The 25,837-nt window shown below is 65.0% G+C and carries 22 protein-coding genes; 19 read left to right on the top strand and 3 right to left on the bottom strand.

Going from position 1 to position 25,837, the window contains the following annotated elements:
* Positions 1-352 precede the first annotated feature (352 nt).
* The 6 genes from AC3FKH_RS26665 to AC3FKH_RS26640 all read left to right on the top strand — a co-directional run bounded on the left by AC3FKH_RS26665 (position 353) and on the right by AC3FKH_RS26640 (position 7,309).
* Positions 353-1,978 (top strand): 3-(methylthio)propionyl-CoA ligase, encoded by a 1,626-nt coding sequence (locus tag AC3FKH_RS26665; protein WP_488678733.1) that lies wholly within the window; start codon positions 353-355, stop codon positions 1,976-1,978.
* A 152-nt stretch (positions 1,979-2,130) separates the two neighbouring features.
* The gene (locus tag AC3FKH_RS26660) at positions 2,131-3,381 is read left to right on the top strand and encodes a branched-chain amino acid ABC transporter substrate-binding protein (protein WP_488678732.1); all 1,251 of its coding nucleotides are present in this window, start codon (positions 2,131-2,133) and stop codon (positions 3,379-3,381) included.
* Between the two features lie 174 nt (positions 3,382-3,555).
* Positions 3,556-4,503, top strand: a complete 948-nt coding sequence (locus tag AC3FKH_RS26655; RefSeq protein WP_483732022.1) for a branched-chain amino acid ABC transporter permease — start codon at positions 3,556-3,558, stop codon at positions 4,501-4,503.
* A 3-nt stretch (positions 4,504-4,506) separates the two neighbouring features.
* Positions 4,507-5,826 carry a branched-chain amino acid ABC transporter permease gene (locus tag AC3FKH_RS26650; RefSeq protein WP_488678731.1) on the top strand — a complete coding sequence of 440 codons (1,320 nt, stop codon included), beginning with the start codon at positions 4,507-4,509 and terminating at the stop codon, positions 5,824-5,826.
* Complete coding sequence (locus AC3FKH_RS26645) at positions 5,823-6,596, top strand: ABC transporter ATP-binding protein (RefSeq protein ID WP_488678730.1); 774 nt, start codon at positions 5,823-5,825, stop codon at positions 6,594-6,596. Before AC3FKH_RS26650 ends, AC3FKH_RS26645 begins: the two co-directional genes overlap by 4 nt.
* A complete protein-coding gene (locus tag AC3FKH_RS26640; protein ID WP_488678729.1) occupies positions 6,596-7,309 on the top strand; it encodes an ABC transporter ATP-binding protein in 714 nt (237 codons plus the stop codon). Before AC3FKH_RS26645 ends, AC3FKH_RS26640 begins: the two co-directional genes overlap by 1 nt.
* A gap of 40 nt (positions 7,310-7,349) precedes the next feature.
* Here AC3FKH_RS26640 and AC3FKH_RS26635 read toward each other — a convergent pair whose 3' ends face one another.
* Positions 7,350-8,870, bottom strand: a complete 1,521-nt coding sequence (locus AC3FKH_RS26635) for an amino acid permease (RefSeq protein ID WP_488678728.1) — start codon at positions 8,868-8,870, stop codon at positions 7,350-7,352.
* Positions 8,871-9,372: 502 nt separating this feature from the next.
* Here AC3FKH_RS26635 and AC3FKH_RS26630 point away from each other — a divergent pair.
* From AC3FKH_RS26630 to AC3FKH_RS26580, 11 genes are all read left to right on the top strand, one after another.
* Positions 9,373-11,454: a 3-hydroxyacyl-CoA dehydrogenase NAD-binding domain-containing protein gene (locus tag AC3FKH_RS26630; protein WP_488678726.1), complete on the top strand. Its 2,082-nt coding sequence runs from the start codon at positions 9,373-9,375 to the stop codon at positions 11,452-11,454.
* A gap of 39 nt (positions 11,455-11,493) precedes the next feature.
* Positions 11,494-12,132, top strand: coding sequence for a bifunctional nicotinamidase/pyrazinamidase (pncA, locus tag AC3FKH_RS26625; RefSeq protein WP_488678725.1), 639 nt, complete (start codon positions 11,494-11,496; stop codon positions 12,130-12,132).
* A 47-nt stretch (positions 12,133-12,179) separates the two neighbouring features.
* Positions 12,180-13,358: an acetyl-CoA C-acyltransferase gene (locus AC3FKH_RS26620; RefSeq protein ID WP_488678724.1), complete on the top strand. Its 1,179-nt coding sequence runs from the start codon at positions 12,180-12,182 to the stop codon at positions 13,356-13,358.
* Between the two features lie 199 nt (positions 13,359-13,557).
* A complete protein-coding gene (locus AC3FKH_RS26615; protein WP_488678723.1) occupies positions 13,558-15,420 on the top strand; it encodes an acyl-CoA dehydrogenase in 1,863 nt (620 codons plus the stop codon).
* Between the two features lie 48 nt (positions 15,421-15,468).
* Positions 15,469-16,251, top strand: coding sequence for an SDR family oxidoreductase (locus AC3FKH_RS26610; RefSeq protein ID WP_488678722.1), 783 nt, complete (start codon positions 15,469-15,471; stop codon positions 16,249-16,251).
* Between the two features lie 118 nt (positions 16,252-16,369).
* The gene (locus tag AC3FKH_RS26605; RefSeq protein WP_488678721.1) at positions 16,370-16,807 is read left to right on the top strand and encodes a PaaI family thioesterase; all 438 of its coding nucleotides are present in this window, start codon (positions 16,370-16,372) and stop codon (positions 16,805-16,807) included.
* Between the two features lie 106 nt (positions 16,808-16,913).
* Positions 16,914-17,924 (top strand): NADP-dependent oxidoreductase, encoded by a 1,011-nt coding sequence (locus AC3FKH_RS26600; protein ID WP_488678720.1) that lies wholly within the window; start codon positions 16,914-16,916, stop codon positions 17,922-17,924.
* Between the two features lie 69 nt (positions 17,925-17,993).
* Positions 17,994-18,839 (top strand): class II aldolase/adducin family protein, encoded by an 846-nt coding sequence (locus AC3FKH_RS26595; protein WP_488678719.1) that lies wholly within the window; start codon positions 17,994-17,996, stop codon positions 18,837-18,839.
* Between the two features lie 78 nt (positions 18,840-18,917).
* Positions 18,918-19,820 (top strand): SDR family oxidoreductase, encoded by a 903-nt coding sequence (locus AC3FKH_RS26590; RefSeq protein ID WP_488678718.1) that lies wholly within the window; start codon positions 18,918-18,920, stop codon positions 19,818-19,820.
* 31 nt (positions 19,821-19,851) lie between these two features.
* Positions 19,852-20,784: an alpha/beta fold hydrolase gene (locus AC3FKH_RS26585; RefSeq protein WP_488678717.1), complete on the top strand. Its 933-nt coding sequence runs from the start codon at positions 19,852-19,854 to the stop codon at positions 20,782-20,784.
* Between the two features lie 154 nt (positions 20,785-20,938).
* Complete coding sequence (locus AC3FKH_RS26580) at positions 20,939-21,643, top strand: aspartate/glutamate racemase family protein (protein ID WP_488678716.1); 705 nt, start codon at positions 20,939-20,941, stop codon at positions 21,641-21,643.
* A 6-nt stretch (positions 21,644-21,649) separates the two neighbouring features.
* Here the strand turns inward: AC3FKH_RS26580 and AC3FKH_RS26575 are convergent, their stop codons facing one another.
* Positions 21,650-22,171, bottom strand: coding sequence for an O-acetyl-ADP-ribose deacetylase (locus AC3FKH_RS26575; RefSeq protein WP_488678715.1), 522 nt, complete (start codon positions 22,169-22,171; stop codon positions 21,650-21,652).
* Positions 22,172-22,225: 54 nt separating this feature from the next.
* A complete protein-coding gene (locus tag AC3FKH_RS26570; protein ID WP_488678713.1) occupies positions 22,226-23,374 on the bottom strand; it encodes an iron-containing alcohol dehydrogenase in 1,149 nt (382 codons plus the stop codon).
* A 363-nt stretch (positions 23,375-23,737) separates the two neighbouring features.
* Here AC3FKH_RS26570 and AC3FKH_RS26565 point away from each other — a divergent pair, with 363 nt between their 5' ends.
* Both AC3FKH_RS26565 and AC3FKH_RS26560 read left to right on the top strand, forming a co-directional pair.
* On the top strand, positions 23,738-24,709 hold the full coding sequence (locus tag AC3FKH_RS26565; protein WP_488678712.1) for an alpha/beta hydrolase: 972 nt from the start codon (positions 23,738-23,740) through the stop codon (positions 24,707-24,709).
* Positions 24,710-24,793: 84 nt separating this feature from the next.
* Positions 24,794-25,774 carry a tripartite tricarboxylate transporter substrate binding protein gene (locus AC3FKH_RS26560; RefSeq protein WP_483711274.1) on the top strand — a complete coding sequence of 327 codons (981 nt, stop codon included), beginning with the start codon at positions 24,794-24,796 and terminating at the stop codon, positions 25,772-25,774.
* Positions 25,775-25,837: the final 63 nt, after the last annotated feature.

Genomic DNA, 25,837 nt, shown 5'->3' with positions numbered 1-25,837 from the left:
AGGCATTGACAAGCGAATGCCGCAGGTGGGCGGTGCAGCGCCCACATGCCGCATCTCCCGGAAGTGCGCTTGCGTGCTAGGGAAAACGACATGTTGAGGCGCAACATGGCTCGCAGTATTGTACTTCCACATCCGGATCCGGCCCGCCAGGCGGCCTTGTCACACGCAACGTTCTTCCCGTTGATTGCGTCGATGAATCCGATGCATGAAACCACGCAGAATTGCGGCTCCGAATATGGCAGTGCACAACGGAATCCCGTTGACGTTGATACCAGGTGTGGGAACAATCGCCGAAAAATAGAACGGTTGTTCGTTTTCAGACGAAAATTATTAAAATTCAGGAGACTGTTTCATGGCATTGATGGGTCAAATGATGAGCGCGCCGCTGCTCATTTCCTCGATCATCAAGCACGCTGCCCGCTATTACGGCGGGACCGAAATCGTCTCGCGACGTACCGAAGGCGACCTTCACCGCTACACCTATCGCGACTGCGAGTTGCGCGCCCGCAAGCTCGCCCAGGCGCTCGGGGCGCTCGGCGTGAAGCAGGGCGATCGCGTCGGTACCCTGGCCTGGAATGGCTATCGCCACCTCGAGATCTACTACGGCGTGTCCGGCATGGGCGCCGTGTGCCACACCATCAATCCGCGCCTGTTTCCGGAGCAGGTCGCCTACATCATCAACCACGCCGAAGACGGTTATGTCTTCTTCGACCTGACCTTCCTGCCGCTGGTGGAAGGCGTGGCGCCGCATTGCCCGAACGTGAAGGGCTGGGTGCTGATGACGGATCGCGCCCACATGCCGGCCGAATCGAAGGTGCCGCTGCTTTGCTATGAAGAACTGGTCGACGCCCAGGACGGCAACTACGAATGGCCACTGTTCGACGAGAGCCTCGCGTCGAGCCTGTGCTACACGTCCGGCACGACGGGCAACCCGAAGGGCGCCTTGTACTCGCATCGCTCCACGGTCCTCCATTCCTACGCTTCGGCGTTGCCGGATGCACTGGGCTGCTCGGCACGCGACGTGATCCTGCCCGTGGTTCCCATGTTCCACGTCAATGCCTGGGGCCTGCCGTATTCGGTGCCGCTGGTCGGTGCGAAGCTCGTGTTGCCAGGCGCCAAGCTCGACGGGGCTTCCCTGTATGAGTTGTTCGAGCAGGAAAAGGTGACCTTCTCCGCCGGCGTGCCGACGGTTTGGCTGGGCCTGCTGCAGCATGTGCAGGCCAACAACCTGAAGTTCTCCTCCTTCCGCCGCACCGTGATCGGCGGCTCGGCGGTGCCGCCGGCAATGATCCGCGCACTGCGGGCCCTGGACGTCGAAGTCATCCACGGCTGGGGCATGACCGAGATGTCGCCGCTGGGGACGACCTGCAAGCTGCTGGCCAAGCACGAGGCGCTGTCCGAGGAGGCATCCCAGAAGGTCCTGGAGAAGCAGGGCCGCGTGCTGTTCGGCGTGGACATGAAGATCGTCGATGGCGACGGCGAGGAGTTGCCTTGGGACGGGAAGGCCTTCGGCGACCTGTTGGTGCGCGGTCCCTGGATCATCGAACGCTACTTCCGCAACGACGCCAACCCGCTCGTCGACGGCTGGTTCCCGACCGGCGACGTGGCCACGATCGATCCTGACGGCTACATGCAGATCACCGACCGCAGCAAGGACGTGATCAAGTCGGGCGGCGAATGGATTTCATCGATCGATATCGAGAACGTGGCCGCGGCCCATCCGGCCGTGCACATGGCCGCCTGCATTTCCGTGCACCACCCCAAGTGGGACGAGCGCCCGCTGCTCGTGGTGGTGAAGAAGCCCAATGCCGAAGTCAGCAAGGAAGAGCTGCTGAAGTTCTTCGAAGGCAAGGTCGCCAAGTGGTGGATTCCGGACGACGTGGCCTTCGTCAGCGAAATCCCGCTGACCGCCACCGGCAAGATGCAGAAGCTCAAGCTGCGCGAGCAGTTCAAGGACTACCGCCTGCCGACTGCCTGAGGCGGGAATGGGCATCCGCCACGCCGTGCCTGCTTGCGGCACGGCGAGGGCGGGGCAGCCGGCGGGGTGCGTGCAGAGCGCTGGAAGTCCCGCCCGGCAAGCCGCAATCGATGATCGATGACAAGCCAACGACAAGAGTGAAGGAGACAGGTATGACCAAAATGCGTCCGCTGGTGGCCGGCGTGGCCGCGTTCGCGGCACTGGGTTCTGCGCTGGTTTCGGGCACGGCACTCGCGGATACGGTGAAGATTGCCTTCATCGATCCGCTCTCGGGGCTGATGGCCCCCGTTGGACAGAACCAGCTCAAGAGCTGGCAGTACGTGGCCGAGGTGGCCAACCAGAAGGGATGGGGCGGCCCGCACAAGTTCGAGGTGGTCGGCTTCGACAACAAGCTGTCACCGCAGGAGAGCCTGACCATCCTGAAGCAGGTGGCCGACCAGGGCATCCGCTACATCGTGCAGGGCAATGGCTCGTCGGTGGGCCTGGCGCTGGAAGATGCGGTGGCCAAGCACAACGAGCGCAATCCGGGCAAGGAAATCGTCTACCTGAACTACGCCGCGGTGGACCCGGACATGACCAACAGCAAGTGCAACTACTGGCATTTCCGGCTCGACGCCAACTCCGACATGAAGATGGAGGCCCTGACCACCTACCTGGCCAAGGACCCCAACGTCAAGAAGGTCTACCTGATCAACCAGAACTACTCGTTCGGCCACCAGGTGGCGCGCGCGGCCAAGGACTACCTGAAGCGCAAGCGCCCGGATATCCAGATCGTCGGCGAAGACCTGCATCCGCTGGCGCAGGTGAAGGACTTTGCGCCGTATGCGGCCAAGATCAAGGCCTCGGGCGCCGATACCGTCATCACCGGCAACTGGGGCAGCGACCTGGCGCTGCTGATCAAGGCCGGCAAGGACGCCGGGCTGACCACCAACTACTACACGTACTACGCCGGCACCACCGGCGTGCCGACGGCCATGGGTTCGGCCGGTGCGGAGCACGTCAAGTACGTGGGCTACTTCAACCCGAACAACGAGGGCTTCAAGGGCTCGGACATCATCGAGGGCTACAAGAAGAAGTACAACGACGACTTCTACGTAATGGCTGCCTACACCGGCGTGGCCATGCTGGCCAAGGCCGTGAAGGACAGCGGCTCCACCGATCCGGTCAAGGTGGCCAAGGCCATGGAAGGCATCAAGGTCGACAGCATGAACGGGCAGGTCGAGATGCGCAAGAACGATCACCAGGCCCAGCAGTCGCTGGTGGTGGCCACGTGGACCAAGGTCAACGGCAAGGACGTCAAGTACGACCAGGAGAACACCGGCTACGGCTGGAAGACCAATGCGCTGATGGACCAGTACGTCGCGGCGCAGCCGACTTCGTGCCAGATGAAGCGGCCGGGCTGATCCTGCCCACGGCGGGCCGGCCGGCAGCATAAAGCCGGCCGCCCGATCCTGCATACTTTCGGTCGAAAATGGGGAGCGGGGAGCGACCGGGTGCCATGCATCCGGCAGGATGGCGCTCGCCCTTGTCGAAACCGGATGGCTGCGCCGCGGCGCAGCCGGATTGAAGGATACGTTGTGGAATTCTTCGTCATCTCACTGCTGAACGGCATCAGCTACGGGCTGCTGCTGTTCATGCTCTCTTCAGGCCTCACCCTGATCTTCAGCATGATGGGCGTGCTCAATTTCGCGCACGCCAGCTTCTATATGCTCGGGGCCTACTTCGCCTATACCGTGGCCAGCAAGATCGGATTCTGGCCCGCGCTGATCCTGGCCCCGCTGCTGGTGGCCGGTGCCGGCGCGCTGGTGGAACGCTTCGGCCTGCGCACCGTGCACAAGTACGGACACGTCGCCGAATTGCTGTTCACGTTCGGGCTGGCCTACCTGATCGAGGAGGGCGTCAAGCTCGTGTGGGGGCTGGCCGCGGTGCCGTATCGCATCCCCGCCGAACTCGATGGCCCGCTGTTTACGGTCTTTACCTCATCGTTCCCGAAATACCGCGCCTTCATGATGCTGGTCTCGCTCGGCATGCTGGTGGCGATCTATCTCGTGCTCACGCGCACGCGCATCGGCCTGGTGATCCAGGCCGCGCTGACGCACCCGGAGATGGTCGAGGCGCTCGGCCACAACGTGCCGCGCGTGTTCATGATGGTGTTCGGCGGTGGCGCCGCGCTGGCGGGGCTGGCCGGCGTGATCGGCGGCAATGCCTTTGTCACCGAGCCGTCGATGGCGGCGGCGGTCGGCTCGATCGTCTTCGTCGTGGCGGTGGTGGGCGGCATGGGCTCGCTGGTGGGCGCGTTTATCGCGTCGATCCTGATCGGCGTGCTGCAGACCTTTGCGGTGACCATCGATGCGTCGCTGGCCGGGCTCTTCAGCAGCATCGGACTGGCCGTGACCGACGCCACGCCGTTCTATTCGCTGTGGAAGCTCACCGTGGCGCAGGTTGCTCCGGTGCTGCCTTACCTGCTGCTGGTGCTGATGCTGATCTTCCGGCCGCGCGGCCTGATGGGAACCCGGGAGAGCTGAGCCATGAGAGTCGAAACCACGATGGAACAACGCCGTGATGCAGTCGTGACCGGCCGTACCGTGCACTACAAGCCGCTGAACCTCGCGCGCTGGCTGATCTGGGGCATGACCGTGCTGGTGATGCTGGTGCTGCCGCTGATCTTCACCGGCGGGTTTGCGATCACGCTGATGTCCCAGATGGGCATCATGATTATCTTTGCGCTGTCCTACAACATGCTGCTGGGCCAGACCGGCATGCTGTCGTTCGGGCACGCGGTGTATTCGGGCCTGGGCGCCTTCATTGCCGTGCACGTGCTCAATATGATCGGCGCGGGCAAGGTGTGGCTGCCGGTGTCGATGCTGCCCCTTGTGGGCGGCGTGGCCGGCGCCTTCTTCGGCGTACTGTTCGGCTACGTGACCACGAAGAAGTCGGGCACCACGTTCGCCATGATCACCATGGGCATTGGCGAGATGGTGTTCGCCAGTTCGCTGATGTTCCCTGAGTTCTTCGGCGGCGAGGGCGGCATCTCGACCAACCGCGTGGTGGGCGACCCGTTCCTCGGCATCACCTTCGGTCCCGGGCGCCAGGTGTACTACCTGATCGCCGCGTGGTGCCTGGTGTCGATGGTGGCGATGTACGCGTGGACGCAGACGCCGCTCGGCCGCATTGCCAATGCGGTGCGCGACAACCCCGAGCGCGTCGAGTTCATCGGCTACAACACGCAGCGCGTGCGCTATCTGGTGCTGATCCTGTCGGCGTTCTTCGCGGGCATCTCGGGCGCGCTGTCGGCGATCAACTTCGAGATCGTCTCGGCCGAGAACGTCAGCGCGGTGCGCTCCGGCGGCGTGCTGCTGGCGGCGTTCATCGGCGGTGCGGGCGTGTTCTTCGGCCCGATTATCGGCGCGGTGGTCTTCATGCTGTTCGCGGTTGCGTTATCGGACCTGACCAAGGCGTGGCTGCTGTACCTGGGCCTGTTCTTCGTGCTGATGGTGATGTTCGTGCCAGGCGGCATTGCCAGCCTGCTGCTGATGCAGATGCCGCTGCTGGCGAAAGGCAAGTTCCGGCAGATGCTGCCGTCCTACGCGCGCGGCGCGGCAGCGGGCGTGGTGCTGCTGGCGGCCATGATCCTGACCGTGGAACTGGTCTACAAGGTGCAGGTCGACAGCGCCAACGGGACCGACATGTCGCTGTTCGGCATCGGCTTCGATGCGGGCACGCCGATGCCGTGGGCGATCGCCGCCGTGCTGTGGTTGGCGGGACTACTGGCATGGCGCATGGCGGCAGCGCGCGTGCGCGCCGCGTGGGACAAGGTGCAAGGCGAAATGGCAGGAGGCAAGGCATGACAGCCGCACTGGAACTGACCGATGTACGCAAGAAGTTCGGCCAGACGGAAATCATCCGCGGCGTGAACCTGTCGATTCCGAAGGGCGAGCGCCACGCGCTGATCGGGCCCAACGGCGCCGGCAAGTCGACCACGTTCAACCTGATCTCCGGGCGCTTTGCGCCGACTACCGGCTCGGTGCGCCTGAACGGGCAGGAAATCGGCGGGCTGCAGCCGTTCGCCATCAATCGCATGGGACTGTCGCGCAGTTTCCAGATCACCAATATCTTCCACCGCCTGTCGGTGTTCGAGAACCTGCGCTGCGCGGTGCTCTGGTCGCTCGGCTACAAGTACTCGTTCTGGCACCGCCTGTCGGCGCTGCGCGACGCGCGCGAGCGCGCCGACGAGGTGCTCGAGCTGATCGGCATGCAGCACCGGCGCGATTCGCAGGCGGGGCTGCTGACCTACGCGGAGCAGCGCGCGCTGGAAATCGGCATCACCATCGCGGGCGGGGCCGACGTGATCCTGCTCGATGAACCCACGGCCGGCATGAGCCGCTCGGAATCGGACCATGCGGTCGAGCTGATCCACAAGGTCACCGCGGGCAAGACGCTGGTGATGGTCGAGCACGACATGAGCGTGGTGTTCGGGCTGGCCGACCGCATCTCGGTGCTGGTCTACGGCGAGGTGATCGCCACCGACACGCCACAGGCCATCCGCAACAACCGCAAGGTCAAGGAGGCTTACCTGGGTACCACGCTGGACGAAGGCGCCACCGAAGGAGCGCACTGATGGCAAAGCGCATGCTGGACGTCACGGGGCTGCACGCCTACTACGGCAAGAGCCATATCCTCCACGGCGTGGACGCGCATATCGACGAAGGCGAAATCGTCGCGCTGCTCGGGCGCAATGGGGTGGGGCGCTCGACCATGGCCAAGGCCATTCTGGGCATGGTGAAAGCGGAGGGTTCGGTGCGTTTCCGCGACGAGGAGATCCTGGGCCGCCGCACCTTCGAGATCGCCCATCTGGGCATCGGTTATGTGCCGGAGAACCGCGACATCTTTCCGACGCTGACGGTGCGGCAGAACCTGCTGCTCGGCGAGAAGCGCAACCCGCGCCAGGCAAAACCACGCTGGTCTATCAACGACATGTTCGCCATGTTCCCGCGCCTGAAGGAGCGCGAGAACACCGCGGCGGGCGTGCTGTCAGGCGGCGAGCAGCAGATGCTGACGCTGTGCCGCACGCTGATGGGCGACCCCGACCTGATCCTGATCGACGAGCCGACCGAAGGTCTGGCGCCGATGATCGTGACGCTGGTGGGCGACTACCTCAAGACGCTGAAGGAGCGGGGCGTGTCGGTGCTGCTGATCGAGCAGAAGCTGGCCATCGCGCTCGATATCTCGCAGCGGGTGTACGTGATGGGCCATGGGCATATCGTATTCGAGGGCACGCCGACGGAACTGAAGGCCAACGCGCAGGTGCGCAAGGAGTGGCTGGAAGTGTAGCCACGCTGGCGCGGCCGGCCTTGTCCGGCCGCGCCAGGCATCACACTTTCGCGGTCTGCTTGCTGATGGGAACCGCGGGCTTCGGCAGTTCGAACGGCATATCCTCATAGTCGATCAGCCGCGTCTTCCGGACGATGCGGTAGCCGAGCCACAGCGCCAGGAACACCGGCACGCCGATATAGGTGGCGATGATCTCGGGCCAGCGATTCGGAATGTCCCCAAAGGCCTGATAGTTCTGTCCGGCCACGATGACCAGGCACAGCACCCCGGCGAAGATGGGACCAAACGGATACAGCGGCGAATGGTAAGCCAGCGCACCGACATCGTAGCCCTGATAGACCAGCCCGCGGCGAAAGCGATAGTGGCTCACGGCGATGCCGAACCACGCGAAGAAACCCGTCATGGCCGACGTGTTCAGCAGCCACAGGTACACGGCCTTGTCGCCGAACAGCGAACTGAAGAAGCACAGTGCGCCGATGGCCGTGGTGACCAGCAGCGCATTGAACGGCACGCCGCTCACGGTCAGCTTGCCGAGCCAGCGCGGTGCGCGGCCGCTGACGGCCAGGCCGTAGAGAATGCGCGTGGAGACATACATGCTCGACGTGCCGGCCGACAGCAGCGCGGTCAGCACCACGGCATTCATCAGGCCGGCGGCAAAGGCCAGCCCGGCGTGGCGGAACACCAGCGCGAACGGACTCACGCCGACGTCGGTCACGTCATTACGCAGCAGGTTAGGGTCGGTATAGGGAATCAGCACGCCGATGATCAGGATCGCGATCACGTAGAACAGCAGGATGCGCCAGAAGGTCTGACGGATCGCGCGCGGGATGGTCTGGGCCGGATTCTCCGCCTCGCCCGCCGCCACGCCGACCGTTTCGGTGCCCTGGAACGAGAAGCCCGCAATCATCGCCACGCCGATCATGGCCGGTATGCCGCCAACGAACGGCGCGTCGCCGAGGGTGAAGTTGTGCCAGCCCGATTGCGGGCCGCCTTTCATGATGCCGAAGATCATCAGCAGGCCTACGCCCAGGAACACGATTACCGTGATCACCTTGATCAGCGCGAACCAGTACTCGGCCTCGCCGAAGCCGCGCACCGAGAACGCATTGAGCGCGAACATCAGCAGCAGGAAGCCCGCGCTCCAGGCCACGCCGGGCATGCCGGGAAACCAGTACTGCATCACGAGCTGCGCCGCCGTGAGTTCCACGGCAATGGTCACGGCCAGGCTGAACCAGTAGTTCCAGCCAAGCGCAAAGCCGAAGCCTTCGTCGACATAGAGCGCACTGTAGGTGACGAAGGAGCCGGCCACCGGCATGTGGACGGCCAGTTCGCCGAGGCTGGTCATCAGGCAATACACCATGAAGCCGAGCAGCGCATACATCAGCAACGCGCCGCCAGGGCCAGCTTGGGCGATGGAGGCGCCCGAGGCGACGAACAGCCCCGTGCCCACGGCGCCGCCGATGGCGATCATGGTGAGATGGCGCGCCTTGAGCTTGCGCTGGAGGTCGTCATGCTCGACGACCGGATGCTGGTGCGGATGAGGATGGGAGTGGGAAGACATCAGGGTCGCTGGAACTTCACAAGTCCGGACCTCTTTTGGATGTCCGGACGGGTAAAACGAAAAGGCGCGAGTCTAACTTGTCTTTCCTAGCGGATCGTCGGGCAACGTCAAATAAAGTCGCATACTGGGATGAGGTTCACCCGGTTGGCGACAGCAAAGTGCCGGAATCGGCATCACGGAGAAGCGATGGCAGCGACATCGAGACAAGTTTTCGTTCAAGCCGGACACCATCCCCATGCACGCGGCGGAGGGGTGGAATAAACCGCGCGCATGATGGGGGAAATCCCCAAAAATTAAAATTGAACGACCGTGCTATTTTGTGTATGCTGTGTTTCGCCCGTCGGCTGAAACGCTTGTCAGGCGCGGGAATGCGGAGGGTTTACCCTTCTGTCGCGGCTCCGGCCGCGGCAGTTCAAACGGCCGGGACAGGCCGGCAGTGCAGCACGAAGACCTATTCGAGAATTCGAATCCCGAGACAACCCAAGACACCAAAGGAACCAGCATGACAGCGCAGTATCAGGTTCAGGACGGCGTAGCCGTCATCACGCTCGACAATCCCCCTGTCAATGGCCTGGGTCACAGCACCCGGCTTGGCATCGTCGATGGCATGACCCGTGCGCTGGACGATGCGGCCGTCAAGGCCATCGTCATCACCGGCGCCGGCAAGGCATTTTCGGGCGGCGCCGATATCCGCGAATTCAATACGCCCAAGGCCACGCAGGAGCCGACGCTGCATTCGGTGATCCGCGTGATCGAAGGTTCGTCCAAGCCGGTCGTGGCAGCGGTCCACTCGGTGGCGATGGGCGGCGGCCTGGAACTGGCGCTGGGCTGCAACTATCGCGTGGCGTCGAAGGGCGCGCAGATCGCGCTGCCGGAAGTCAAGCTGGGCCTGCTGCCCGGCGCCGGCGGCACGCAGCGCCTGCCGCGCGTGATCGGCCTGGAAGCGGCCGCCAACATGATTGTCTCGGGTACCGCCGTGCCGTCCGAGAAGTTTGCCGGCACCAAGCTGTTCGACGAGATTGTGGACGGTGACGTGCTGCCCGCCGCCGTCAAGTTCGCACAGAACGTTGCCGCCGCGCCCGGCCCATACCCGAAGGTGCGCGACCTCAAGGTCCGCCACGAGAACGCGGAAGGCTTCCTCGGCTTCGCCAAGACCACCGTCGGCGCGATGGCCAAGAATTTCCCGGCGCCGCTGAAGTGCCTGGAAGCCGTGGCCGGTTCGCTCAAGCCGTTCGAGCAGGGCCTGAAGGAAGAGCGCGATGGCTTCCTGTACCTGGTGACCACGCCGGAATCGCGCGCGCTGCGCCATGCCTTCTTCGGTGAACGCGCCGCCAGCAAGATCCCCGACGTTCCGTCGGACACGCCAGTGCGCAAGATCGAGAAGATCGCCGTGATCGGTGCCGGCACCATGGGTGGCGGCATCAGCATGAACTTCCTGAACGCCGGCATCCCGGTGACGATCCTGGAAACCAAGCAGGAAGCGCTGGACCGCGGCGTGGCCATCATCCGCAAGAACTACGAGAACAGCGCCAAGAAGGGCAAGCTGACCCAGGAAAAGGTCGAGCAGCGCATGGGCCTGTTGTCGACCACGCTGTCCTATGACGACATCAAGGACGCCGACATGGTCATCGAGGCCGTGTTCGAAGAGATGGGCGTCAAGGAAATCGTCTTCAAGAAGCTGGACGAAGTGATGAAGCCGGGCGCGATCCTGGCTTCGAACACCTCGACGCTCGATGTCGACAAGATCGCATCCTTCACCAAGCGTCCTCAGGACGTGGTCGGCATGCACTTCTTCAGCCCGGCCAACGTGATGAAGCTGCTCGAAGTCGTGCGCGGCGCCAAGACCGGCAAGGATGTGCTGGCCACCGTGATGGCGATCGGCAAGAAGATCAAGAAGACCGCCGTGGTGTCGGGCGTGTGCGACGGCTTTATCGGCAACCGCATGATCGAGCAGTACAGCCGCCAGGCCGGTTACCTGCTCGATGAAGGCGCGCTGCCGGAACAGGTGGACAAGGCCATCGAGAAGTTCGGCTTCGCCATGGGCCCGTTCCGCATGGGCGACCTGGCTGGCAACGACATCGGCTGGGCCATCCGCAAGCGCCGCGCGGTGGACAAGCCGGACATCCAGTACTCGAAGACCGCCGACCTGCTGTGCGAAATGGGCCGCTACGGCCAGAAGACCGGCGCGGGCTGGTACGACTACAAGGCGGGTGACCGCAAGCCGTACCCGAACCAGCAGGTCAACGACATGATCGTGCAGCATTCGAAGGACCTGGGCATTACGCGCCGCAAGATTTCCGACGAGGAAATCGTCGAGCGCCTGGTGTTTGCGCTGGTCAACGAAGGCGCGAAGATCCTGGAAGAGGGCATTTCGTCGAAGGCCTCGGATATCGACATGGTGTACCTGACCGGCTACGGCTTCCCGCTGTTCCGCGGCGGCCCGATGCTGTACGCCGACCAGGTTGGCCTCTACAACGTGGCGCTGGCGATGAAGAAGTACGCCAAGGGCTACCACGGCGAGGCCTGGCAAGTGGCACCGCTGCTGCAGAAGCTGGCGGACGAAGGCAAGGGCTTCAACGACTGAGGCCCGGGCCGCAGCAAGGCAAAGGAAAGGCGAGCAAACATGAGACCCGGTCCGCATGACTGCCTGCTGGTCATCGACATGCAGAACGACTTCATGCCTGGCGGCGCGCTTGCCGTGCCACATGGCGACGAGGTCGTGCCTGTCATCAACCGGCGCGCAGGTATGTTCCCGCACGTGGTGCTGACGCAGGACTGGCACCCGGCGGACCATGTCTCGTTCGCCGCCAACCATGCCGGCGCCGAGCCGTTCCAGATGCTCGCGTTGCCGTACGGCCAGCAGGTGCTGTGGCCGGTCCACTGCGTGCAGGACACACCGGGTTCGGCGTTTCATGCCGGGCTCGACGTGCCCCATGCCAGGCTGGTGATCCGCAAGGGACACCACACCGGCGTGGACAGCTACTCCGCCTTCCTGGAGGCGGATCGCAGCACGCGTACCGGACTGGCCGGCTACCTGCGCGAGCACGGCGTGAAGCGCGTGTTCCTGGCCGGGCTGGCGACCGACTACTGCGTAGCGTGGAGCGCGCTCGACGCGCGTGCCGCGGGCTTCGAAGCCGTAGTGATCGAGGATGCTTGCCGCGCCATCGACCTGAACGGGTCACTGGCGCAAGCCTGGCAAGACCTTGCCGCCGCGGGCGTGAAGCGCATCCAGTCGGCCGAGCTGCTGCAAGCCAAAGGCTGAACCGAACCAACCGAACTGAAAGACACCAAGATTCCGAGGAGCAAGACATGAACGAGGCAGTCATCGTATCCACCGCCCGCACCGGGCTGGCCAAGAGCTGGAAGGGCGCGTTCAACATGACCCATGGCGCGACGCTGGGCGGCCACGCTGTCGAGCACGCCATTGCGCGCGCCAAGATCGAAGCCGGCGAAGTGGAAGACGTGCTGATGGGCTGTGCCAACCCCGAAGGCGCAACCGGCTCCAACATTGCACGCCAGATTGCACTGCGCGCCGGTTGCCCGGTCACCGTGCCGGGTGCGACCGTGAACCGCTTCTGCTCGTCCGGCCTGCAGACCATCGCCATGGCCGCGCAACGCGTGATCGCCGACGAGGGCGATATCTTCGTGGCCGGCGGCGTGGAAAGCATCTCCTGCGTCCAGGCGGAAATGAACCGCCACATGATCGCCGATCCGTGGCTGGTCAAGAACAAGCCGGAAATCTACTGGAACATGCTCCAGACCGCCGAGAACGTGGCCAAGCGCTACAACATCTCGAAGGATCGCCAGGACGAGTACGGCGTGCGCAGCCAGCAGCGCGCCGCCGCCGCCCAGGAAGCCGGCAAGTTCAAGGACGAGATCGTGCCGATCACGGTGCTCGCGGGCGTGGCCGACAAGTCGACGGGCCAGCTGGTCACGAAGGAAGTGACCCTCGACCGCGACGAAGGCATCCGTGGCGACACGACGCTGGAAGCCGTGTCGAAGATCCGCACCGCTATGCCGGGTGGCGTGGTCACTGCAGGCAATGCGTCGCAATTCTCGGACGGCGCCTCCGCTGCCGTGGTGATGAACGCGCGTGTCGCCGCCGCCAAGGGCCTGCAGCCGCTGGGCGTGTTCCGCGGCTTTGCCGTGGCCGGTTGCGAGCCCGATGAAATGGGCATCGGCCCGGTGTTCGCCGTGCCCAAGCTGCTGAAGAAGGCAGGCCTGAAGGTCGATGACATCGGCCTGTGGGAACTGAACGAAGCGTTCGCCGTGCAGGTGCTGTACTGCGCCGACAAGCTGGGCATCCCCATGGATCGCCTGAACGTGAACGGCGGTGCCATCGCCGTGGGACACCCGTACGGTGTGTCGGGTGCCCGCCTGGTCGGCCATGCGCTGATCGAAGGCAAGCGCCGCGGCGTGAAGTACGTGGTGGTCACCATGTGCATCGGCGGCGGCCAGGGCGCAGCGGGCCTGTTTGAAGTGCTGTAACGACTGACGCTGGCTTGCTTCCCTCTTTCGCTTGCGGGAGAGGGGAGCACGCTCGCAGTCCATCCAATGTCAGGCGTTCTGGCGAACTCAGTACCGCGCAAGTCCGTTTCCTTTCCATAGGGTTCATTCGCACCCTCGGGCGCACCAGCAGAACAAAAGAATTCGCGGTACGCCACGCAGCGCGCCGCATGGAGACACCATGTCGCTGATCCTTTCCCGCCGTGACCTGAATTTCGTCCTGTACGAGTGGCTCAAGGCCGAAGAACTGAGCCAGATCCCGCGCTATGCCGACCACTCGCGCGAGACCTTCGACGCGGCGCTGGATACCTGCGAGAAAATCGCCACCGACCTGTTCGCGCCGCACAACAAGAAGAACGACCAGCACGAACCGGAGTTCGATGGCGAGACCGTCACCATCATTCCCGAAGTCGGCACCGCGCTGAAGGCCTTCTGCGAGGCTGGCCTGATGGCCGCCGGGCAGGACTACGAACTGGGCGGCATGCAATTGCCGGTGCTGGTAGAGAAGGCCGGCTTCGCGTACTTCAAGGCCGCCAACGTCGGCACTAGCTCCTATCCGTTCCTGACCATCGGCAATGCCAACCTTCTGCTGACGCACGGCACGCCCGCGCAGATCGATACCTTCGTCAAGCCGGAGATGGAAGGCCGCTTTTTCGGCACCATGTGCCTGTCGGAGCCGCAGGCGGGTTCGTCGCTGTCCGACGTGACTACGCGAGCCGAGTACGAAGGCGAATCGCCGCTGGGCGCGCAATACCGCCTGCGTGGCAACAAGATGTGGATCTCGGCCGGCGAACATGAGCTGTCGGAGAACATCGTCCATTTGGTGCTGGCCAAGATCCCGGGCCCGGACGGCAAGCTGGTGCCGGGCGTGAAGGGCATCTCGCTGTTCATCGTGCCCAAGTACCTCGTCAATGCCGATGGCTCGCTCGGCGAGCACAACGACGTGGTGCTGGCCGGGCTGAACCACAAGATGGGCTATCGCGGCACGACCAATTGCCTGCTGAACTTCGGCGAGGGCATGAAGCACCGGCCGGGCGGCAAGGCCGGCGCGATCGGCTACCTGGTCGGCGAGGCGGGCAAGGGCCTGGCCTGCATGTTCCACATGATGAACGAGGCCCGCATCGGCGTAGGCCTGGGCGCGGTGACGCTCGGCTACACGGGTTACCTGCACGCGCTGGACTATGCGCGCAACCGTCCGCAGGGCCGTTCGGTCGGCCCCGGCGGCAAGGATCCCGCCAGCCCGCAAGTGAAGCTGGTCGAGCACGCGGATATCCGCCGCATGCTGCTCGCACAGAAAAGCTATGTGGAAGGCGGCCTGGCGCTGAACCTGTATTGCGCGAAGCTCGTCGACGAAGAACGCGCCGCGGCAACGGCCGGCGATGCGCCATCGCACGAGCGGCTGTCGCTGCTGCTGGACATCCTGACGCCGATCGCCAAGAGCTGGCCTTCGCAGTGGTGCCTGGAAGCCAATAACCTGGCCATCCAGGTGCATGGCGGCTACGGCTATACCCGCGAATACAACGTCGAGCAGTTCTACCGCGACAACCGCCTGAACCCGATCCACGAAGGCACGCACGGCATCCAGGGCCTGGACCTGCTGGGCCGCAAGGTGGTGATGAAGGATGGCGCCGCATTCCGTCTGCTGGGCGAGCGTGTGCAGGCCACCTGTGAGCGCGCGTTGTCCAGCGGCGACGCGACGCTGGCCAGCGAGGCCCGTGCCCTCGGCGCCGCCGTAACGCGCCTTGCGGAGGTCACCAAGGTGCTCTGGAGCGCCGGCGACGCCAACGTGACGCTGGCCAACGCCAGCATCTACCTGGAGGCCTTCGGCCACGTGGTGGTTGCATGGATCTGGCTGGAGCAGGCGCTGGTGGCGCAAGCCGCGCTGGCGCGCGGTGCCAGCGGCGAGGACGAGGCCTTCTATCGCGGCAAGCTGGCCGCGGCGGCGTACTTCTCGCGCTGGGAACTGCCAAAGGTCGGTCCGCAACTCGACCTGTTGGCCACGCTGGACCGCACCACGCTCGACATGCAGGACGCCTGGTTCTGACCGGCACCGCCATTCCCCTGACATCGAAAATCATCAAGGAACCGAACCATGCGTACCATCCAGCAATTGTTTGACCTGAAAGGCCGTACCGCCCTGATCACCGGCGGTTCGCGCGGGCTTGGCCTGCAGATCGCCGAAGCGCTCGGCGAGCAGGGCGCGCGCGTGGTGCTGTCCGCGCGCAAGGCCGACGAACTGCAGGCCGCGCAGGCGCATCTGAAATCGCGCGGCATAGAGGCCGACTGGATCGCCGCCGACGGCGCGCAGGAGGCCGACATTGTGCGCCTGGCCGATGAGGCGCTGGCCAAGCTAGGCCACGTCGACATCCTCGTCAACAACGCCGGCGCAACCTGGGGCGCTCCCGCGGAAGACCATCCGGTCGAGGCCTGGGACAAGGTGATGAACCTGAACATCCGCGGCCTGTTCCTGCTGAGCCAGCGCATCGGCAAGCTGTCGATGATTCCGCGCCGCCATGGCCGCATCATCAACGTGGCGTCGATTGCCGGGCTCGCGGGCAACCCGCCGGGGTCGATGGAGACCATCGCCTACAACACCTCGAAGGGTGCCGTGATCAACTTCACGCGCACGCTGGCAGGCGAATGGGGCGAGCACAACATCACCGTCAACGCGCTTGCGCCGGGCTTTTTCCCGTCGAAGATGACCAAGGGCTCGCTCGATCGCATGGGCGTCGAAGCCATGTGCGCGGGCGTGCCGCTGCATCGCCTGGGCGATGACGAGGACCTGAAGGGTGCCGCGCTGCTGTTTGCCAGCGACGCAGGCAAGCACATCACCGGCCAGATCCTGGCGGTGGACGGCGGCGTCAGCGCGGTCTGACGGCTATCGGCGCACGGTCCGAACGATAGTCGGAGTTTGCGGCAATAATGCGGAACCGGTGCCGGCGGCATCATCTGTCTTCGGCACCACACCATCCCCCACACCCAATCGCATTGCCATGAACCAGTACACCGGCTCGCTGAGCCATATTCCTTTCCTTGCCGATCTCGGCGTGACCTGCAGCCTGGCGGAAGGCGGACGCAGCGAGATCTCGCTGCCGATCGAGAAGCGCCACGAGAACAGCTGGGACATGGCCCACGGCGGCGTGATCATGACCCTTCTCGACGTGGCCATGGCAGTGGCCGGCCGCAGCAGCGATGCCGACGGCCGCGGCGTGGTCACCATCGAGATGAAGAGCAGCTTCATGGCGCCGGGGCGCGGCCATCTGACCGCCCGCGGCACCACCGTGCACCGCACCACCACCATGGTGTTCTGCGAGGCCGAGATCGTCGACGCCGACGGCAAGACCGTGGCGCGCAGCTCGGGCGCGTTCAAGTACATCCGGCGCATGCCTCCGCAGCGTCCGGGCGCAACGGATACCGGCGCCGACGGCTGAACGCCGGCGCAGCAAACACACCGGAGCGGATTCGCCGCTCCCGCATCGCAGCCACGCAGTGTCCTGCAGCCCGCAGTTTTCCAACTCCCATTGGAAGGAACCGATCATGTCGAACACATTCAAGCGCATCGTCCTCGCATCGCGTCCCGAAGGCGCGGTGACGCCCGCCAACTTCCGGCTGGAAGAAGTGCCCGTGCCGCAGCTTGCCGACGGCCAGGTGCTGGTGCGCAACCACTACCTGTCGCTGGACCCGTACATGCGCGGCCGCATGAACGAGAGCAAGTCATACGCCGTGCCGCAGCCGCTCGATGAAGTCATGATCGGCGGCACGGTCGGCGAAGTCGTCGCCAGCAAGAACGCCAGGTACAAGGTCGGCGACAAGGTCGTCGGCATGTTCGGCTGGCAGGAGATGGGGGTGAGCGATGGCACCGGCATGCAGCCGGTCGATACCACGCATCTGCCGCTGTCGGCTTACCTCGGCTCGGTCGGCATGCCGGGCGTGACGGCGTGGTACGGACTGAACAAGATCATCCAGCCCAAGGCCGGCCAGACCGTGGTGGTCAGCGCCGCGTCGGGCGCGGTCGGGAGCGTGGTGGGGCAATTGGCCAAGCTGGCCGGCTGCCGCGCCGTGGGTTTCGCGGGCGGCAAGGACAAGTGCGACTACGTGGTCAACGAACTCGGCTTCGACGCGTGTATCGACTACAAGGCTGCCAAGGATGCGAAGGAGCTTTACACGATGCTCAAGGCGGCCACGCCCGACGGCATTGACGGCTACTTCGAGAACGTCGGCGGCGACATCCTCGACGCGGTGCTGACGCGCATGAATGCGTTCGGCCGCATCGCCATGTGCGGCATGATCGCGGGCTATGACGGCCAGCCGCTGCCGCTGAAGAATCCGCAACTGATCCTGGTGTCGCGCCTGACCATCGAAGGCTTCATCGTCTCCGAGCACATGGAAGTGTGGCCGCAGGCGCTGAAGGAGCTGGGCACGGCCGTTGCGCAAGGCAAGATCAAGTTCCGCGAATCGGTCGCACAGGGACTGGAAAGCGCGCCGGAAGCGTTCATGGGCCTGCTCAAGGGCAAGAACTTCGGCAAGCAGTTGGTCAAGCTGGTGTAAGCGGCAAGGGCGCGGCCGGCCCTGCGCGGCCGGCTGGCCTGCATAGAACGACAACCACAGGAGACAGCCATGAACGCACCGCAAGCCCGGCCAGCACCCGACGACGAGATCGGCGCCGGCCTGTCAGAAGAGGTCAAGGCACGCTATCGAAACCTGCCGCGCCCGCCGCAGTTCGACACGCCGGCGCAGGAACGCCTGCACCGCAAGCAGCGCCTGGCCGCGGCGTTCCGGTTGTTCTCCAAATTCGGTTTCGACGAGGGCGTGGCCGGCCATATCACCGCGCGCGACCCCGAGTTCACCGATACCTTCTGGGTCAATCCGTTCGGCGTGCATTTCAGCCAGGTGACGGTGTCGAACCTGATCCGCTGCGACCATCACGGCAACGTGGTCGAGGGCGACTATCCGGTCAATGCGGCGGCGTTCGCGATCCATTCGCGCGTCCACCAGACCCGATCCGATGCCGTGGCCGCGGCGCATTCGCATAGCACCTATGGCCGCGCCTGGTCCACGCTGGGCCGTCCGCTCGATCCGCTCACGCAGGATGTCTGCGCGTTCTACAACGACCACGCGGTTTATGACGACTTCGGCGGCGTGGTGGTGGAGCTGGACGAAGGCCAGCGCATCGCCAACGCGCTGGGATCGAACAAGGCCGCCATCCTGCAGAACCACGGGCTGCTGACGGTGGGCAAGACGGTCGACGAGGCCGCGTGGTGGTTCATCACGATGGAGCGTTCGTGCCAGGTGCAACTGCTGGCCGAGGCGGCTGCCGCGCGTACCAATGCGCCGCTCAAGGTCATTGCCGACGCAGCTGCACGCCAGGCTTATTCGATCGTCGGTACCGCGCAGGCAGGCTGGTTCCAGTTCCAGCCGCTGTATGCCCGTATCGTCAAGGAGCAGCCCGACCTGCTGGACTGACACGATGGCCTGCATGCCGGCAGGACGATACTGGCCGACCAGAACACAAGGCAAACCACAGCGAGAGGGGACAAGAACATGAAGCAGTTCGAAGGCAGGGTAGCCGTCATCACGGGCGGCGCGTCGGGCTTTGGCAAGGAGTTTGCGCGCACGGGGGCGGCGCTCGGCATGAAGCTGGTGCTGGCCGATGTGCAGCAGGATGCGCTGGATGCCGCCGTGGCCGAACTGAAGGCGCAAGGTGCCGAGGTGATCGGCGTGCGCACCGATGTCTCGCGCGGTGAACAGGTGCAGGCGCTGGCCGACGCGGCCATGGCGCGCTTCGGGCAGGTCAACGTGCTGTTCAATAACGCCGGCGTCGGCGCGGGCGGCCTGCTGTGGGAGAACTCGCTGAAGGACTGGGAGTGGGTGCTGGGCGTGAACCTGTACGGCGTGATCCACGGCGTGCGCATCTTCACACCGCTGATGCTGGCCGCGGCCGCGAAAGATCCGGCGTACCAGGCGCACATCGTCAACACGGCGTCGATGGCGGGCATGCTGAGCCCGCCGGCGATGGGCGTCTACAACGTGTCCAAGCATGCCGTGGTCACGCTGACCGAAACGCTTTACCAGGACCTCGGGCTCGTCACCGAGCAGGTGCGCTGCTCGGTGCTGTGCCCGTACTTCGTGCCGACCGGCATCAACCAGTCGCAGCGCAACCGGCCCACGGACCTGGCGAACGACGCGCCGCCCACGCGTTCGCAGATGGTGTCGCAGGCATTGACGGACAAGGCGGTCACTTCCGGCAAGGTCACGGCCGAGGACGTGGCGCGCAAGACCTTCGATGCCATCCGCGACGAAAGCTTCTATATTTATTCGCACCCGCAGGCCCTCGCACCCGTGCAGCAACGTTTCGAGGACATCATCGGCCAGCGCAATCCGGGCGATCCGTTCGCGGACAAGCCCGAGGTGCGTGCCGGCCTGGTTGCCGCGCTGCGCGGCTGACGCCACGCAACGCACCCAACGAGGCCCGCCCATGGAGAACGCCATGACTGCCCCCGCCGTAATCCGCCACCTGCAGTTTGCCAACCTGCCCAACGGCACGCGCCTGCACTATGCCAGCGCCGGGGAGCGCGGCAAGCCGCTGATGCTGTTCGTGCATGGATTCCCGGAGTTCTGGTTTGAATGGGAAGCCCAGCTCGCTGAATTCGGCCGCACCCACTTCGCGGTGGCACCGGACCTGCGCGGCTTCAACCTGTCGAGCAAGCCCGAGGCCGTCGACGCTTACCGCCCGCGCCATATTGTCGAGGACCTGGTGCAATTCGTCGCCGCGCTCGGCTATGAACGCTGCATTGTCGTGGCCCACGACTGGGGCGGGGCGATCTGCTGGAACCTTGCCATCCAGTTCCCGCAGCTGGTCGAGCAGCTGGTGATCATTAATTCGCCGCATCCGTACCTGTTCGCCAAAGCGCTGGCGACTGATCCGCAGCAGCAGGCGGCGTCGGCCTATATGAACTGGCTGCGCCGTCCGGGCTCGGAAGAAATCCTGGCCGCCAATGGTTTCGCGATGCTGGAGAACATGCTCACGGCGGGTGGCGAGCAACCCGCGCCGTGGTTCAGCGGCGAAACGCGCGAGAAATACCTGGCCGCGTGGGCGCAGCCGGGCGAGGGCGAATCGCATTCGCTGTCGGGCGGCGTCAATTACTACCGCGCTTCGCCGATGCATCCGCCCGGGCCCGGCGAGCCGCCGCCGGACATCTCGCGGCTCGATCCGGCGGCGTTCGTGGTGCGCGTGCCAACCTTTGTGATCTGGGGCGAGCGCGACCGCGCGCTGCCGAAATCGCTGCTCGATGGCCTCGACCAGTTCGTGCCGGACATGCAGCTGGAGCGCATTCCGGACGGCACGCACTGGGTAGTGCACGAGCAGCCGGAGCTGGTCAACCGGTTGATACGCAGCGCGCTGAAGTAGCGGAAAACACAGCCTTGCCGTGCAGGTGGGATGGTTGCCCGGCCATAACTGGCCGGGTCGCCCGCGCGGAAACTGTCCCTGTCTGCCGGCAGATCCGGGTGGTAGATTGCCGCGTCGACAACGCGCAATCCCCATGCGCCACACGGAGCAGGCAATGAAGACTATCGGGCTGATCGGCGGCATGAGCTGGGAATCGTCAGCCGAATACTACCGGCTCATCAACCAGGGCATGAAAGCCCGGCTCGGCGGGCATCGCAATGCGCGCAGCGTCATGGCCACGGTGTGCTTCGAGGAAATCAAGGCGCTGCAGCACGATGGGCGCTGGGACGAGCTTGGCGTGCTAATGCAGCAAGCCGCCCGGCAAGTGCAGGCCGGCGGTGCCGATTTCGTGCTGCTGTGTACCAACACCATGCATCGCGTGGCCCCGGCGATCGAAGCTGCGTTGTCGGTGCCGTTCGTCCATATCGTCGACCCGACCGCGCTGGCGCTGCGCGAAGCAGGCATCGGCCGTGTCGCGCTGCTCGGCACGCGCTTCACGATGGAGCAGGATTTCTACCGCGGCCGGATGCACGACCGCCATGGCATCGAGACCCTGGTGCCGGACGAGGCCGATCGCGCCATCGTGCACGACATCATCTATGACGAGCTCTGCCATGGGACGATTCGCGACGCGGCGCGCGCGGAATTCCAGCGCATCATCGGCGAACTCGGCACGCGCGGCGCGCAGGGCGTGATCCTCGGCTGCACCGAGATCACGCTGCTGATCGGCCCGCAGGACAGCGCGCTGCCGGTGTTCGATACCACCGCGCTGCATGCGCAGGCCGCGGTGGCCATGGCCGATGATGGCGTGGCGCCGTAGGCGTCGTCAGGACAGGCGTTCGCGGTACAGCTTGTAGTTCTCGTCGTCGAAGCAGACGAACGTCACCTGTTCGATGCCTTTTGCGGTAGCCAGGGCCTCGCGCACCGCACGGATGGCGATATCGGCCGCGCGTTCCCGCGGAAAGCCGTAGATGCCGGTGCTGATATTGGGAAAGGCAAGGGTGCGCAGGTGATGTTCGGCGGCCAGCCGGATGCAGTTGCGGTAGGCGCTGGCCAGTTGGGCGTCTTCATCCCGGCTGCCGCCATGCCAGACCGGGCCGACGGCGTGGATGACGTACGGCGCGGGCAGCAGTCCGCCGGTGGTGATCACCGCCTCGCCGGTCGGGCAGCCACCCTGCGTGTCGCGGATGGCCTTGCACGCCGCCATGATCGCGGGTCCGCCGGCACCGTGGATGGCGCCGTCCACGCCGCCGCCGCCGAGCAGGCCGCTGTTGGCCGCATTGACGACTGCGTCGACTTCCATCCGGGTAATGTCGCCATGCACAACCTGCAAGTGTTCACCAGTCATTCGCTGTCTCCCCCAGTGGATGAGTGTCCCGGACCGGCCCAGGGCCAGGCTGGCCTACATGGACGCTCCAAGCATACGCCGATAATCCTCCGCGCTGGCCTCTTTTGGATTGGTCTTGTGGCAGTGGTCGAGCAGCGCGCCCGCGATCACCTTGTCGAACATGTCCTCGGTGACACCCATCTGGCGCAGGCCGGTGGGCAGCCCCAGGCGGGCGGTCATGTCGTGCACGGCCTGGGCGATGTCGGCGCCTTCCGGCAGGTGCATGGCGCGGCGCAGGCGCGCATAACGGTCGTCGCGGACCACGGTCGGGGCGTCGGCATTGAAGCGCAGCACGGCTGGCATGACCACCGCGTTGAGCGTGCCGTGGTGCAGGCCGGTCTTGCCGTCGATCTTCAGGCCGCCGAGCGGATGCGACAGCGAATGCACGCAGCCCAGGCCCTTCTGGAACGCCATGGCGCCCTGCATGGACGCGCTCATCATATTGAGCCGCGCATCGCGGTCCTTGCCGTCGCGGGTGGCGCGCTCGATATGGCCCCAGCCACGCTCCAGGCCGTCCAGCGCAATGCCGTCGGCGGGCGGATTGAAGGCGGGCGCCAGGAAGGTCTCGATGCAATGGGCAATCGCGTCCATGCCGGTCGCGGCGGTCAGGCCGGCGGGCAGCCCCAGCGTCAGTTCGGGGTCGCAGATGGCTGACTTCGGCAGCAGGTGCCAGGAATGGAAGCCGAGCTTGCGCCCGTCGTCGAGGATGATGATGGCGCCGCGCGCCACCTCGCTGCCCGTGCCGGAAGTGGTGGGCACGGCAATCAGCGGCGCGGCGCGCTCGGTGATCTTCGCGCTGCCGCCTTCGATCGTCGCGTAGGTGGTCAACTCGCCCGGGTGCGTGGCGAGGATCGCGATGCCCTTGGCCAGGTCGATCGAAGAACCGCCGCCGACGGCGACCAGGCCATCGCAGCCGGCGTCGCGGTATTGCTGCGCGGCCTTGCGCACCATGGCTTCGGTCGGGTTGGACGGGGTCTCGTCAAAGACCGCCACCGGCAGGCCTTGCATCGCATCGATCGCGCGCTGCGCCACGCCCGCCGCGACCACGCCCTTGTCGGTCACGAGCAGCGGCCGGCGGATGCCGATGCGTTCACATTCGGACTTGAGCAGGCTCACTGCGCCGAAGTCGAGGTGGATGTGGGTCAGATAGTAGATAAAGGCCATGGTTCGCTGTCTCCTGCGGCGATCCGCCGCTAATTTTGCTTGTAGGGCGCTTCCTGGGATTCACTGGCCAAACGGGTTCGATAAGTCGATCATCGCCCAGAAACCGCCGCCCCGCGCATGCATCGGGGTTATTTCGGACTGCCCGCTTACTGAAACACTGGCATGATACTGAAATCGAACGATCGTTCACAATTCGAACTTCTCCCGATGCCGGGGGAAGCCGGAAACATTTTGGCCGGCCAGGATGCCGCCAGGGCTGTATCAAATCCAGTGTCTGCCATGTCCGCTGTACCGTCCAGATCGTCTGCCTCGTCTGCCTCGTCTACCTCGTCCGCCGCATCCACAACGTCTGCCGTCCCCGGCATGCCGGCGGTGCCGCTCGATTCGCAGGTGGCCGCATTGCTCGAGCTGATCGCGCGCGCCAAGCGGCCGCCCATCCATGTGATGGACGTCGAAGACGCCAAGATCGCGTACGAGAAGAGTGCGCCCATCCTCGATATCTCGCCGCCCGCGGTACACGCGGTGGAAGATCTCCATATCTGTGCGCGCGATGGCCATGCCATTCCGGTGCGCCTGTATGCGCCGCGCGAGGCGAGCTGGGCCGAGCCGCTGCCGTTGCTCGTGTATTTCCATGGCGGCGGTTTTACGGTGGGCAGCGTGAATTCGCACGATGCGCTGTGCCGCATGCTGGCGTCGCGCGCCGATTGCATGGTGCTGTCCGTCGACTATCGCCTCGGACCGCAATGGCGGTTCCCGACCGCGGCCAACGATGCATTCGACGTGCTGCACTGGGTGTTCGAGGAAGCCGCCCGTCTGGGCGCGGACCCGCAACGCATTGCGCTGGGCGGAGACAGCGCCGGCGGCACGCTGGCCACGGCCTGCGCCGTCCATGCGCGCGACAGCGGCCTGGCGCCCGTGCTGCAACTGCTGATCTATCCAGGCACCTGCGCGCGACAGGACACGCCGTCGCACCGGGCTCTGGCAGACGGCTATCTGCTCACCGAGGAGATGATCCAGTGGTTTTTCTCGCACTACCTTGACCAGGAATCGAGCCGCGACGACTGGCGCTTTGCCCCGCTTGATGGCGGCGGCGCCGGTGCCGATGTGCGCGGCTGCTGTCCCGCGTGGATCGCCGTGGCCGGCTACGATCCGCTGCATGACGAGGGCGTGGCCTACGCGGAAAAATTGCGCGCGGCCGGCGTGGCGGTCACGCTGGCCGACTATGCTGGCATGATCCACGACTTTTTCAAGATGGGCCGTTTCGTGCCCGCCGTGGCGCAGGCGCATGCCGATGCCGTGGCGGCGCTGCGGGCCGCTTTCGGCACCGGGCAATAAAAAGCAAGCATCGGGCCGCGGCACGCGCGGCACCCGATCCAATCATTTCTAGCAGTGACTTGCAGCACAAGGAGATATCGTCAAATGCAACGCCGCCAATTCATCGCCCGCGCCGGCCTCGCCGCCGCCACCGCCGCGCTTGGTTTCGCCGCCATGCCCGCGCAAGCGCAGGCAGAGAAATTCCCGCAACGCCCGATCCGCCTGGTCATCGGCTATACGGCCGGCGGTTCCACGGATATCCCGTTCCGCGTGCTGGCTGAAAACGCATCGAAGATCCTCGGCCAGCCCGTCATCGTCGAGAACAAGCCGGGTGCCGGCGGCGTGCTGCCGGCCCAGATGATGCAATCGACGCAGCCGGACGGCTACACGCTGGCGCAGGTCGCCATGCCGGTCTATCGCCTGCCGTACACGACCAAGATCAACTGGGACCCGGTCAAGGACCTGAGCTACATCATCAACCTGGCCGGCTACTCGTTCGGCCTGGTGGTCCCGGCCGATTCGCCGATCAAGACCATGCAGGACTACATCGCCTACGCCAAGGCCAATCCGGGCAAGCTGACCTACGGCTCGCCCGGCACCATGACCACGCTGCACCTGACCATGGAAGAACTGGCGATGAAGCAGGGCGTGCAGTTCTCGCACATCCCGTACAAGGGCAACTCCGAATCGATGCAGGCGCTGCTGGGCGGCCACGTGATGTCGGTGGCCGATACGCCGGCGTGGGCGCAGTACGTGGAGCAGGGCAAGCTGCGCCTGCTGTCGACGTGGGGCGACAAGCGCTCGGCGCGCTTCCCCAACGTGCCGACGCTGAAGGAACTGGGCATGGGCATCGTGCAGACCTCGCCGTTCGGCCTGGTGGCACCGAAGGGCACCGACCCGAAGATCGTGCAGAAGCTGCATGACGCCTTCAAGAAGGCCATGGAAATGCCGAACTACCGCGAATCGCTGGCCAAGTTCGACATGGAGCCGTACTACATGAACAGCGCACAGTACTCGCAGTTCGCCGCGGATACGGTGAAGAAGGAAAAGGCCATCATCGAGAAACTGGGCCTGGCCAAGCAGTAAATTCGCTGGCGCTAGCCTGCACCACGGCTCAGGCCGCCATCCCGCCGGACACTTGCGAAGCGG

The sequence above is a fragment of the Cupriavidus sp. 21MJTG02-4 genome, from assembly GCF_057798975.1.
The sequence above is the reverse complement of the archived record's forward strand: the minus strand, read 5'-3'. Positions and strand labels throughout refer to the sequence as shown.